Source organism: Okeania sp. SIO3B5, assembly GCF_010692555.1.
Taxonomy (GTDB): domain Bacteria; phylum Cyanobacteriota; class Cyanobacteriia; order Cyanobacteriales; family Microcoleaceae; genus Okeania.
Map to the genome: position 1 here is coordinate 1 of NZ_JAAHHG010000279.1, position 13,147 is coordinate 13,147.

8 protein-coding genes are annotated in these 13,147 nt (G+C 35.1%); 3 read left to right on the top strand and 5 right to left on the bottom strand.

What is annotated here, in order from left to right; translation table 11 throughout:
* Positions 1 to 1,126, bottom strand: a 1,126-nt coding sequence (locus F6K54_RS28110) for an RNA-guided endonuclease TnpB family protein (protein WP_293085048.1), incomplete at its 3' end; no start/stop codon positions are given.
* A 921-nt stretch (positions 1,127 to 2,047) separates the two neighbouring features.
* Between F6K54_RS28110 and F6K54_RS28115 the strand changes: the two genes are divergently transcribed.
* Positions 2,048 to 2,611 (top strand): hypothetical protein, encoded by a 564-nt coding sequence (locus F6K54_RS28115; protein WP_293085051.1) that lies wholly within the window; start codon positions 2,048 to 2,050, stop codon positions 2,609 to 2,611.
* A gap of 931 nt (positions 2,612 to 3,542) precedes the next feature.
* The gene (locus tag F6K54_RS28120) at positions 3,543 to 4,442 is read left to right on the top strand and encodes a sulfotransferase (RefSeq protein WP_293085054.1); all 900 of its coding nucleotides are present in this window, start codon (positions 3,543 to 3,545) and stop codon (positions 4,440 to 4,442) included.
* Between the two features lie 821 nt (positions 4,443 to 5,263).
* Here the strand turns inward: F6K54_RS28120 and F6K54_RS28125 are convergent.
* Complete coding sequence (locus F6K54_RS28125) at positions 5,264 to 5,389, bottom strand: hypothetical protein (protein ID WP_293085057.1); 126 nt, start codon at positions 5,387 to 5,389, stop codon at positions 5,264 to 5,266.
* A 1,072-nt stretch (positions 5,390 to 6,461) separates the two neighbouring features.
* Here F6K54_RS28125 and F6K54_RS28130 point away from each other — a divergent pair.
* Positions 6,462 to 9,032 carry a COR domain-containing protein gene (locus F6K54_RS28130; protein ID WP_293085060.1) on the top strand — a complete coding sequence of 857 codons (2,571 nt, stop codon included), beginning with the start codon at positions 6,462 to 6,464 and terminating at the stop codon, positions 9,030 to 9,032.
* A gap of 269 nt (positions 9,033 to 9,301) precedes the next feature.
* Here the strand turns inward: F6K54_RS28130 and F6K54_RS28135 are convergent, their stop codons facing one another.
* From F6K54_RS28135 to F6K54_RS28145, 3 genes are all read right to left on the bottom strand, one after another.
* Positions 9,302 to 9,607 (bottom strand): type II toxin-antitoxin system RelE/ParE family toxin, encoded by a 306-nt coding sequence (locus F6K54_RS28135; protein WP_293085063.1) that lies wholly within the window; start codon positions 9,605 to 9,607, stop codon positions 9,302 to 9,304.
* Positions 9,607 to 9,864 (bottom strand): hypothetical protein, encoded by a 258-nt coding sequence (locus F6K54_RS28140; protein ID WP_293085066.1) that lies wholly within the window; start codon positions 9,862 to 9,864, stop codon positions 9,607 to 9,609. The genes F6K54_RS28135 and F6K54_RS28140 overlap by 1 nt, the downstream gene beginning before the upstream one ends.
* Before the next feature lie 146 nt (positions 9,865 to 10,010).
* Complete coding sequence (locus F6K54_RS28145; RefSeq protein ID WP_293085069.1) at positions 10,011 to 11,996, bottom strand: heavy metal translocating P-type ATPase; 1,986 nt, start codon at positions 11,994 to 11,996, stop codon at positions 10,011 to 10,013.
* Positions 11,997 to 13,147: the final 1,151 nt, after the last annotated feature.

Sequence of the window (13,147 nt, forward strand, 5' to 3'; positions counted from 1 at the left end):
CACGTCCGTTTTTCGTCTCCGAATGCCCTCCGGCGACTAATATATTTATCGCTGCGTTTTCGTCTCTATCGTGTTTGCTGCCACAGTTTAGACACTCCCATTCTCGCACCTGAAGGTCTAGCTTGCCTCCTTTAAAGCCACAATTTGAGCAAATTTGAGAAGTCGGCTCCCAACGATTAATTACTCTAAAATCACGACCATATTTTTCTGCTTTTCCTTCTAGGAATGTCCGGAATTGTCTCCAACCTAAATCTGAAATTGCTCTGGATAATTTACGGTTTTTTATCATACCAGAAACATTCAAGTCCTCTAAAACAATTGTTTGGTTTTCACGAATTATTTCAGTGGATAATTTATGCAGAAAATCTGTTCTGGTATCTTTCAGTTTAGCATGGAACTTAGCTACTCTAACCCTGGCTTTTTCATACCTTTTAGATCCTTTAGTTTTATGAGATAATGACTTACTTAACTTTCTTAACTTCTTAATTCGTTTTTTGAGTGGCTTAGGAGCATCAACTTTTGTACCGTCGCTAAATGTAGCAAAAGTTTTAATACCTAAATCTATACCTACTGAATTATCAGTTTTAGGTAAGATTTCTGGTTGTATTTCTATTACAAAACTCAAGAAATATCTATGAGCTGAATCTTTAATTACTGTTACTGATGATGGAGCAGCAGGCAACTCTCTTGACCAGAATATTTTCAGCTTTCCAATCTTGGCTAAATAAACTTTGTGTTGACCAATTTTAAACCCTCCCTTTGTAAATCTAGCAGTTTGCTTTGACTTTCTACTTTTAAATTTAGGAGGTTTAATGGGTCTACCTTTCTGTTGACCTTTAGTCGATTTGAAAAAATTTTGATAAGCTTGGTTTAAATCATTTAAAGATTGCTGCAATGGTATAGCAGAAACTTCTGATAGCCATTCTCTGTCTTCAGTCTTTTTCGATTGAGTGATAAACTGTTTTTGTAGTTGAGAATTATTGGGTTTCTTTTCTCCCGATCTATACTTTTGTTGGCAACAAGCTAAACTATCGTTCCAAACCACACGGACACAACCAAATAGCTTTGCTAATCGGTATTTTTGTCCCGGTGTTGGATAGATACGATACTTAAATCTAGCTTTCATAATTTGACTATTAAACTAACAATATGATAACATATTTATTGAAATAAAATCAAATACTAATAAAGTCGCCCGCTTATGGGCGAGGCTTTAAACCCAATTTTCTGGTAAATCCATTTAGTTTAACATATTCTCATAGCATATTTTGTCAAACTGCTTGTTCTTGATTATTTTCAATGAAGGAAAATTTCTGGTCAATAGTCTCCCCTTTTAAGGGCTATGCTTTATCCACATCTTTCTTAACATAAAGCTTGACAAAATAGACGAGTTATGTATAAGCCTTGGATCTGCTTTTTCGGGAGAAAAAATGTATGGAAAAATACTTTTTTTTTGACAACTTTAGTAGTTTTACTTAGCTACTATGATTTTTTCTCCTTTCTCCCCTGTTCCCTGCTCCCCTTCCCCTCCTGGGAGGGGCGAGGGGTTGGTCCCACAAGGGTTTCAAGACTTATGGGTAAGGGATAGTTTTAAGGGCAGGGCTGTTTCAAATTATTGTAGATTAACGATGAGCGAGAGAACAGGAGATAAAGGGGTTGTGGAACAGTGAAATTTGCCAAAATTTGCCTATTTTTCAGCCAATTAAGTGTCCCTTTTGCTCTGACTAAAATGGTGAAAAGTCGAACTTTTAATCATAAATTAAAAGCCGCCATCTCCTTGTCCCCATGTCTGGTGCGTCTCCGCGTCTCCGCGTCCCCGTGTCTATCGAAAATGAAACAGCCCTGCCTTTTAAGGGGATAAAAAGCGGTCGATCTTCGGTGCTTCCTGTAGGGTAGGATGGGGAGGAAGCCTGCGCCAGATCCATCAGGCCAAGAGAAAGAGAATATTTCAGATTTCAAGCCTCTTGCTCCAGCTAGAGGTGCTGATAGTGTAGCTCCTCCGATAGGAGGCTAACTGATAACTGATAACTGATGACTGATAACTGAAATGACACTCTATTCTACTCTCGGAAACTTACCTTTCCACGATTTTCAGGTGAATATTACTACTTCCGGAAAAATAGTAGCCGAAAAATTTAGACTACAACCAGAATTACCAGGAGTTATCATTACTAAAAGTACAAAAATGTTGGGTATGATTTCACAAGTCAGATTCTTAGACTATATGAAATTACCAGGAAATGAAGACTTTTATTATAGGCATCCTGTGAGTGAATTGTTAGATGTTCTTAGCACTCCTCCTTTAGTTCTTTCTGAAAATTTTCAAATTAATGCTGCAGTACTAACTGCTTTAAATAGACCCAAAAATTATCTCTACGAGCCAATAGTTATAGTTTTATCGAATGGCAATTTAAGATTGATAGATTTACATGATTTACTATTAGCACAATCGGAAATTTTATTAAAGGCGTATAGAATGATTCAAGATCGAACGGAGAAATATCAATCAGAAATTTCCGAATTATTTCCTCAAGACGAAGATGAAGATAATGATGATGAACATACTGGTTTTTTGTTAGAATCAACATCTCCCATGGACCCAATTAAGTAGGGCCTGCTGAAAAAATTGCTTGGTGGGAGTAGGACACGGGGATGCGGAGACGCGGAGACGCGGAGACGGGTCGATTTGTGGGAGAAAAGGCAATGGTTTCGGCTATTTTATGTGAAGGAATTTTCTTGAATTTCAAAGTGAGATAATATGATGAGAGCAGTCAGGAGTCAGGAGGAAAGAAAAAAGAAGTTTTTTATCACGCTATTAAGCGGACATAATAAGTCATTAGAATATGTGGAATATAAGTAGGTAGGCGCGAATAAACATCATTATGTAACAAAATGTTTATGCTGTCGAAATCCTTGAGATTGCTTCCGTCCACGGAGTGACCGTCGCAATGACGTAGTTTTCATTAATGGATAATGGATAATGGATAATTGATAATTACCTCTGGTTAAAACCGTTACGGAATTGAAAATAAGGAAATATTATTTCTTCTCTTGGTCGATTGGAGGACAGCGAGGAGACCTCGCCATCCCTCGACCGCTTTTTTTCCCCTTAAAAGGGGAGGCTTTAAACCAGAATTGTTTAATTATTAATAATTAATAATTAATAATTCGGTAAATTTCCTCACCTACCTACTTAGGGCTTGCTGAAAAAATTGGTTGTGGGGGTAGGACACGGAGACGCAGAGATGGGTGGAACAGGCAACGGTTTCAGCCATTTTATGTGAAGAAGTTTTCTTGAATTTCAGCAGAAAATTTCAGTATGTTGAGGCAAATAAGAGCAAATAACCAGAAGATAAACTGAATAGAAAAAGCTCCTAAACTTTAGCTATCCTTGCTTTTAGCTTGATTCAGCAAACTCTACTTAGTTCTTAATAAATTATACTTGAATCATCATAGGAAACTATACTCTAAACTCTGAATTAGTAGTCTGAATACCTTTAATAATATCTATATCTATAAGTTTAAATTTTAGGAGAAATACAATGAAGTTGCCAACTTTTCTAATAATAGGAGTACAGAAAGCAGGAACTACATCCGTCTATGGATATTTAAAGGAACATCCCCAAGTTTACATGAGTCCGATTAAGGAAACAAATTTTTTCGCTACAGATTGGGAAAACAAGACAGAAAAGGCTCCAGATACAGGAACAAGAAAAAGAATTAATAGTTGGGAAAGGTACTGTGAACTTTTTATGAATGTAAAAGATGAGATTGCTATAGGAGAGGCATCTCCTAACTATCTTGTTAACTATGAAACTTCATCGGAAATGATTCAACGTTATGTTCCTGATGTGAAAATGATTGCTATATTGAGAAATCCTGTGGACAGGGCTTATTCTGATTATTTAATGCACCTTCGTGATGGGATAAATGTGGGAAAAGTTAGGTCTCTAACTGAACAGGTTAAATTTCGGGCAGATAGTTCTTCAACAATCAAGAAAGGATTATATTATTCTCCTATCAAACATTATTTTGATAGTTTCGACAGGGAACAATTAAAAATTATTCTCCATGATGATTTAACTAAAGATTCTTTAAAGGTTATGCAAGAGATTTATGGGTTTATTGGGGTAGATGATACATTTAATCCTGATACTTCAAAGCGTAGTCAAAGTGCGGCTGTACCTAAGAATCAAACATTGAATAATTTATTGCAAACAAAAAATCCAGTTAGGACTGCTATTTCATCAACGCTTAGAGTATTAATGCCTTTAGAAATGCGGCAGAAATTACGTTCTAGTATAATTAATTTAAATTCAGCAGGAAAAGAACTCAAACCTCTTTCTTCAGAAGAGCGTCAAGTATTAACTGAGTTTTACCGTGAAGATATTCTCAAGTTACAAGATTTGATTGACAGAGATCTTTCATCTTGGTTGGAATAGCAGGTTCATTAATTGATAATGGATAATGGATAATTGATAATTACCTCTGCTTAAAAACGTTACGGAATTGAATATAAGGAAATATTATTTCTTCTCTTGGTTGATTGGATATGGTTAGGAAACCTATCCATCCCTAAACCACTTTTTTCCCCCTTAAAAGGGGAGGCTTTAAACCATAATCATTTAATTATTAATAATGAATAATGAATAATTAATAATTCGGTAAGCATTAAGTGTTCAGCAGTCAGCAGTCAGCTATCAGCTTTACTACCTTTAAGAGGTTGTCTGAGAAGTCCCATTTGCTACAGCCCCCTAAATCCCACAATTTTGGGGGACTAGAGCAAGCAAATTGACTCTTGTTCCCCCCAAACTTGGGGGGCTAGGGGGGCAAATTTCAGTTATCAGTCAAATAATTTTTGAAGGAAGTTTAGGGGGAAATTTCTACCAAAAGTTTCCAACTAATCCGCATTAGAGGTTTATGGTGAAAAATTAGGCGCTAAAAACTACAACGTCTTAGTTTTGCCATCTATTAGATTTTGCTGCCTCTAGAAATCAGACACTCAGAACTATAACGTCTTAGTTTTGCCATCTATTAGATTTTGTTGCCCCTAGAAATGAGGCACTCAGAACTATAACGTCTTAGTTTTTCCATCTATTTAGATGTTGCTGCCTCTAGAAATCAGACACTCAAAACTACAACGTCTTAGTTTTTCCATCTATATTAGATGTTGTTGCCTCTAGAAATGAGGCACTCAAAACTACAACGTCTTAGTTTTGCCATCTCGTAAGTAAGTTACCTTGAGAAATGAGGCACTCAGAAACTACAACGTCTTAGTTTTGCCATCTCTGTAGATGTTGTTACCTCTAGAAATGAGGCACTCATAACTATAACGTCTTAGTTTTGCCATCTCTGTAGATGTTGTTACCTCTAGAAATGAGGCACTCATAACTATAACGTCTTAGTTTTTCCATCTCGTAAGTAGGTTTTGAGAAATCAGGCGCTAAAAACTATAACGTCTTAGTTTTGTCATCTATCTATTAGATGTTGCTGCCTCTAGAAATGAGGCACTCAAAACTATAACGTCTTAGTTTTGTCATCTATCTATTAGATGTTGCTGCCTCTAGAAATGAGGCACTGAAAACTATAACGTCTTAGTTTTTCCATCTATTTATTAGATGTTGCTGCCTCTAGAAATGAGGCACTGAAAACTATAACGTCTTAGTTTTGCCATCTATGTTATTAGATGTTGCCTCTAGAAATCAGACACTCAAAACTACAACGTCTTAGTTTTGCCATCTATTAGATTTTGTTGCCTCTAGAAACCAGGTGATCGAAACTACAACGTCTTAGTTTTGCCATCTATTAGATTTTGTTGCCTCTAGAAATCAGGCACTCAAAACTATAACGTCTTAATTTTTCCATCTATCTATTAGATTTTGTTGCCTCTAGAAATCAGGCACTCAAAACTACAACGTCTTAGTTTTGCCATCTATTAGATTTTGTTGCCCCTAGAAACCAGGCGCTCAAAACTACAACGTCTTAGTTTTGCCATCTATCTTAGATGTTGTTGCATCTAGAAATCAGGCACTCAAAACTATAACGTCTTAATTTTTCCATCTATCTATTAGATTTTGTTGCCTCTAGAAATCAGGCACTCAAAACTACAACGTCTTAGTTTTGCCATCTATTAGATTTTGTTGCCCCTAGAAACCAGGCGCTCAAAACTACAACGTCTTAGTTTTGCCATCTATCTTAGATGTTGTTGCATCTAGAAATCAGGTGCTAAAAACTATAACGTCTTAGTTTTTCCATCTAAAAACTATTATATGATTTTTACTAAATAAATATTCTAGCACGTTGCTGAAATACTGAGAAAATTTTTGAGGCAAAAAATCAGATGGTTATGTATAAGCATTTTTTGTAGATTGGGTTGAAGTAAGAAAGTTCTGATGGTTATGGAAAATCAATATTTATATTTGTAGGTATTACAATGATGGTAAAAATTATTTTATTTAACTATGACTTCTCCTAAAACAAATAAGCATAATCAGATACCACGACATTTTCGAGAAAAAATACAAGCGGCTAAAGACAAAAAACTTAAGAAGTTAGACTTAAGTAACTTTTATAGTGGATACTATAAAAAATTAACTGAAATTCCTACTGAAGTTTGGGAGTTAAACCAGCTAGAAGTATTAAATTTAAGTGGTAATCAATTAACAAGCATCCCAGAATCAATTTCTAAACTCACTAATTTAACCGAACTTAATTTAAGTGATAATCAATTAACAACTATCCCAGAATCAATCTGTAAACTCACCAATTTAACCGAACTTAATTTAACTGGAAATCAATTAAAAAGCATCCCGGAATCAATCTCTAAACTCACCAATTTAACTGGACTTTATTTAAGCGGTAATCAATTAGCAACTATCCCGGAATCAATTTCTAAACTCACCAATTTAAATGAGCTTTATTTAAGCGGTAATCAATTAACAACTATCCCGGAATCAATTTCTAAACTCACCAATTTAACTGGACTTAGTTTAAGAGGTAATCAATTAACAACTATCCCGGAATCAACCACTAAACTCACCAATTTAACTAGGCTTAGTTTAAGAGGTAATCCCCTGGAAAATCCACCAATAGAAATTGCTGAAAAAGGGATAGAAGCAATTAGAGAATTTTTCCGACAAGAAGAAGAAGAAGGGACAGATTGTCTCTATGAAGCAAAATTACTAATTATTGGAGAAGGTGGCGCTGGTAAAACTACTCTAGCTAATAAAATTCAAAACCCAGACTATCAACTCCGAGATGAAGATACCACTAAAGGAATTGAAGTTCATCAGTGGAATTTTTCCACAAAAAATCAGCATGAATTTCAGATGAATATTTGGGATTTTGGCGGACAAGAAATTTATCACGCCACCCATCAATTTTTTCTGACTAAACGCTCCTTATATATTCTTGTGGCTGATACTCGTAAAGAAGATACAGATTTTTATTATTGGCTGAATATAGCAGAATTGTTGAGCGATAATAGCCCTTTGTTAATTATCAAAAATGAGAAACAAGAACGTAAACGGGAAATTAATCAGAGAGCATTGCAAGGTCAATTTTCTAATATCAAAGAAATCTTAGCTACCAATCTTGCCACTAACCGAGGATTAGAAAAAATTAGAACAGATATTAAACATTACATCAGCAATTTACCTCATATTGGCAGTGCCCTTCCTAAGACTTGGAAAAAAGTCCGTGAAGTATTAGAAACAGATGGTCGTAACTATATTAATTTGACAGAATATTTATCCATTTGTGAAAAGAATGGCTTTAAGAAACGAGAGGATAAATTACAATTAAGTGGTTACTTACATGACTTAGGAGTTTGTCTACATTTTCAAGATGACCCGTTGTTAAATAAAACAGTTATTCTCAAACCAGAATGGGGAACAGCCGCAGTTTATAAAGCACTAGATAATCCGCAAGTTTATGATAATTTTGGCAAATTTACCAAAGATGATTTAACAAATATTTGGCATGAAGATAAATATGCCAATATGCACGACGAGTTACTGCAATTAATGATTAAATTTAAACTCTGCTATAAAATTACTGGTACTTCTCAGACCTATATTGCCCCTCAACTTTTAACAGAGGCTCAACCAGAATATGATTGGGATGAAAGTAATAATTTGATTTTACGTTACACCTACGAATTTATGCCCAAGGGAATAATTACTCAGTTTATTGTAGCGATGCACAAGGATATTGAAGAGCAAAAATATGTTTGGAAAAGTGGAGTTATTCTCAAGAAAAATCAAACCAGGGCAGAAGTAATTGAATATTACGGCAAGAGAGAAATAAAAATTAGAATTTCTGGGCAACAAAAACGGGATTTAATGACCATTGTTACTCACGAATTGGATAAAATTCATGGTTCCTACAATAATCGACTCAAATATAATAAATTAATTCCTTGTAATTGTGCGACTTGTAATAATAGTCAGAATCCTCACTTCTACAAATTTGATAAATTAAACGAATGGAAAAGTAATGGCAGACAAAAAACTAACTGCGATAATTATCCCTATTATGAAGTTGATATCCGAAATTTAATTGATGATGTAATATATAGAGACTTGAGTAGGGGATTTTTCCAAGTTAGCCATTCTAGAAACTATACAATAAATAATAGCAGTGGCTCAGTAATACATATTAATGATAATCAGATTATTGGCAGTCAAACCATGAATCAAAAAATTGTTAATTACCAAAGTCGGAAAATAGAAAATCAAGGTGGAAATGTTACGGGGAATGTATTGGGTGATGAGAGTCATATTCAAGGTAAAGTCACAGCAAATTCTCCAGAACCAGAAATAGAAAAACCCAAGAAATTTGGATTTTTAGATTTCTTGACTTGGATGCAGAATGGGCAAATTATTTACTACTTAGGTTCTGCTATTCTTGGAGTTATTTTGCTGATTATTTATCCTAAGTTATTTCCATCCGGGTTTCCTAAATTGGTAGAAAAAATTCAAGATATATTTCCAGTTCCACAAGTAGAAAAAGAATTTGATAAAAATCAGTAATATTATGTCTGATTACAGCGTTTCTCAGATTAATAAATCACATAATTCAGTAGGGTGTGTTAGGCGCTTAACACAAACTACCATTGAACTATCAAATATTATATTGCGCCGTAACGCACCGTTGATTAATTTGTAGTGGAGTAACACAGCTAAAATGATGCGTTACGACGGATTGTTAAATGCCTTTAATAGTCTGAATTTAAGCCGTAAATACGCACCCTACAAGTTTTACTATTAAATCTTACTTTCGACTTTTAATTTTAGATTTTCTAGACATTACTATCCTCATTAAATAATGTGTCTAAATTACGATAACCGCTAACAATCCGAAGAATAACAATACCTTCATCATGAGGATAATAAAAGATAATATAATCTTTAACTAAAAACCCTCTTAAACTTGGTCTAATTTGTGAATAGGATTTCCCCATTTTTGGAAAATTAGCAAATAATTTACATTTTTGGCGAATTGCGTCAAATAGGTTACTAGCAGAACGAGGATTATTTTTGGCAAGATAATCACAAATTTCATTAATGTCTTTAATTGCATCCTCAGAAAATTGATACTTTGCCATTAGTCTAATCCATATTCATTTTTTAATCTAGCTTGTAACTGCTCAAAAACTAATTCTCCATCTTTCACATTTCCCGCTAAAATTTGTTCAGTTGCACTATCAATTTTTTTGCGTAATTCCTCTAGTTGACTATCAACTTCATTATGATCTTCAGCTAAAATAATAATTTCAACTTTTTGACCTGCTGTAAATGGCAAATCTGATAAAACTAACTGCTGAGGGTTATCAATTATTACATATTTTTTGTAAGCATTCATCGGTTTAATTAACTCCTTCTAAAAATCTAACTTTTGATTTGGACTTTTTGACTTTTGACTTTTGAATTTTTAACTTCTCTTACTTTTAAGTTTTAACTTTTGAATTTTCTTACTTTTGACTTTTGACTTTTGACTTTTGAATTTTCTTACTTTTGACTTTTAAGTTTTAACTTTTGAATTTTCTTACTTTTGACTTTTGACTTCATAAACGCTCGACTAGAATTAAAAATAGCAATTAACGCCACACCAACATCTGCAAATACCGCTTCCCAAATATTTGCCAACCCTGCTATTCCCAACAAAATAAACAACCCCTTGACTCCTATAGCAAAACCAATATTTTGCCAAACAATGCGACGCGTTTTCCTGCCGATCTCTATTGCTTCAGCAACCTTAGAAGGAGCGTCGCTCATAATTACAACATCTGCAGTTTCAATTGCGGCATCTGACCCCATACTTCCCATGGCCATACCAACATCAGCACGGGCAATAACCGGAGCATCATTAATTCCATCACCAACAAAAGCAACCTTCCCATTATTTTTATGGAGTAATTTTTCAATGGCAGTAACTTTATCTTCTGGCAATAATTCCGCTTGATAATCATCTAAACCTAAATTTTCTGCCACCCGTTGAGCAACTGTTTGATTATCTCCCGTTAACATGACAGTTTTTTCTACACCCAAACTTTTCAAAGACTTAATTGTCCGAGCAGCATCTAATTTAATTTGGTCAGATATTACGATATAACCAACATATTTACTATCAATTGCCAAATGAACTGCAGTATCTCCAATATCGCAAATATCATATTGAATATCTTCTAAATGTAACAGGCGATCTGCTCCTGCAATAACTGTTTTATTACCAACTTTTGCCTTAATTCCACACCCGGCAATTTCTTGATATTCTGACACATCAGAATAATCAATTTTCCGATAATTATATTTATAAACTGCTTGAGCAATAGGATGATTTGATAAAGATTCAACCTTAGCTGCTACCTCGATTAAATCTGGTTTTGTCAAGCCATTTTTCGTCACAATATCTGTAACCTGAAGTTTACCTTCTGTTAAAGTTCCAGTTTTATCAAATACCACAGTTTTAATAGTAGCTAAATCATCTAAAAATGTAGAACCTTTGACCAATATTCCTCGTTTTGCAGCTCCACCAACACCACCAAAATAACCCAAAGGAATACTAATTACTAATCCACAAGGACAGGAAACCACTAATACAATTAATGCTCTGTTTATCCAATCTGCATAAGTAGCACCGGAGATAAATAGAGGAGCAAAAAGAGCGATCGCTAAAGAAATAAAGACAACTACTGGGGTATAGTACCTAGCAAAAGTTGTCATAAATCTTTCAGTTTTAGATTTTTTATTTTTGGCAGTTTCAACTAACTCTAAAATCCTGGAAACTGAAGACTCAGAAAATGGTTTAGTAACATAAATAGTTAATACTCCCGTTTGGTTAACCATGCCTGCTAATATTGTTTGCCCAGCTGTAAATTTTTTAGGTATTGATTCTCCAGTCAAAGCAGAAGTATCAACTTGGGAACTTCCAGAAATAATTTCACCATCTAAGGGGATTTTTTCTCCTGGTTTAACAACTATCTCACTACCAACCTCTACTATTTCAGGAGAGACTTTTCGTAGAGAATTATCAAATTTTAAATTTGCATAATCTGGACGAATTTCTAATAATGATTTGATAGAACTACGGGAACGTTTTACTGAATATTCTTGGAATGTTTCACCAATTTGATAAAACAACATTACTGCCACTGCTTCCGGCAATTTATTAATAGCGATCGCTGCCAATGTAGCTACAGTCATTAAAAAATTTTCATCAAATATTCTACCTCTCAAAATATTTTTTCCAGCAGTAGTAAGTACAGTCCAACCACTATATATATAGATAGGAATAAATACTATATATTTTCCTATGCCATAGATATTATTTTGTAATTGTTGATAGAAAATTAAACCTAAAATATAGATAATAATGACGGGAAGTAGGGGTAAAATGTCCTGTTTTAAGCTTGACTCTTGAATAGGTTGATTAGTATCAGTATAGTTTTCTTCATGGTGACAGCTACAACAATGAGAATGATGATAATTACTCATTTTTATTCTGCTCCTCAAGCAAGATAATTTTTGATTGTAAACATTATAATTAATTCGGTTCAAAATTAATGCAAGTAGGTAGGCACGAAAAAAACTAAGTAGGGTTTGCGTATGGAAATTCTGTTGGTAGGGGTAGGAGATAACCCACCCCTCGCCCCTCCCCCTCCTAGGAGGGCAGGGCTGTTTCATTCTCGATATACACGGGGACGCACCAGACACGGATACACGGGGATGGAGGCTTTTAAGCGACGTTGAACCAAATATCCTCTCAGAGCTTAAAAACGCTTATTGGCGCTCAAAATCGGCAAATTTTGGCAAATTTCACTGTTCCACTATCCCCATTACTCCCGTTCTCCCGCTCATCCTTAATCTACAATACTTTAAAACAGCCCTGCTCCTAGGAGGGGGATACAGGAGACAGGAGAAATGGAAATTATAGAGGAGGTAGTCGTAAAAATTGTCCCAAGATTGTTCTGCCATAATCATCCCAAAATACTAGCATGCATGAGCTTGAGGGACCGAAAAACTTGCACTTTTTTCGACCAAAAAAGGCTGAAACCAATATCAGTCAATGCCTTCATATCAATCAGCAAACCCTAAGTATGTAACAAAAAGTAAAGTAGCTCTGAAACCTCTTCCCTTCTGCCTTCTGCCTCCTGCCTTCGTATCAATCAGCAAGCCCTAAGTATGTAACAAAAAGTAAAGTAACTCTGAAACCTCTTCCCTTCTGCCTTCTGCCTTCTGTCTCCTGCCTTCGTATCAATTAGCAAGCCTTAAGTATGTAACAAAAAGTAAAGTAACTCTGAAACTTCTTCCCTTCTGCCTTCTGCCTTCTGCCTCCTGCCTTCATATCAATTAGCAAGCCTTAAGTATGTAACAAAAAGTAAAGTAACTCTGAAACCTCTTCCCTTCTGCCTTCTGCCTTCTGCCTCCTGCCTTCATATCAATCAGCAAGCCCTAAGTATGTAACAAAAAGTAAAGTAACTCTGAAACCTCTTCCCTTCTGCCTTCTGCCTCCTGCCTTCATATCAATCAGCAAGCCCTAAGTATGTAAAAAAAGTAAAGTAACTCTGAAACCTCTTCCCTTCTGCCTTCTGCCTCCTGCCTCCTGCCTTCGTATCAAATTTACCAAAAAATTGGGTTTAAAGCCA

What these genes read in the sequence shown, in the direction of transcription:
- F6K54_RS28115 (WP_293085051.1), top strand. Translation starts at nt 2,048, where the DNA reads ATGACACTCTATTCTACTCTCGGAAACTTACCTTTCCACGATTTTCAG.
- F6K54_RS28145 (WP_293085069.1), bottom strand. Translation starts at nt 11,996, where the DNA reads ATGAGTAATTATCATCATTCTCATTGTTGTAGCTGTCACCATGAAGAA.
- F6K54_RS28140 (WP_293085066.1), bottom strand. Translation starts at nt 9,864, where the DNA reads ATGAATGCTTACAAAAAATATGTAATAATTGATAACCCTCAGCAGTTA.
- F6K54_RS28130 (WP_293085060.1), top strand. Translation starts at nt 6,462, where the DNA reads ATGACTTCTCCTAAAACAAATAAGCATAATCAGATACCACGACATTTT.
- F6K54_RS28125 (WP_293085057.1), bottom strand. Translation starts at nt 5,389, where the DNA reads ATGAGTGCCTCATTTCTAGAGGTAACAACATCTACAGAGATGGCAAAA.
- F6K54_RS28135 (WP_293085063.1), bottom strand. Translation starts at nt 9,607, where the DNA reads ATGGCAAAGTATCAATTTTCTGAGGATGCAATTAAAGACATTAATGAA.
- F6K54_RS28120 (WP_293085054.1), top strand. Translation starts at nt 3,543, where the DNA reads ATGAAGTTGCCAACTTTTCTAATAATAGGAGTACAGAAAGCAGGAACT.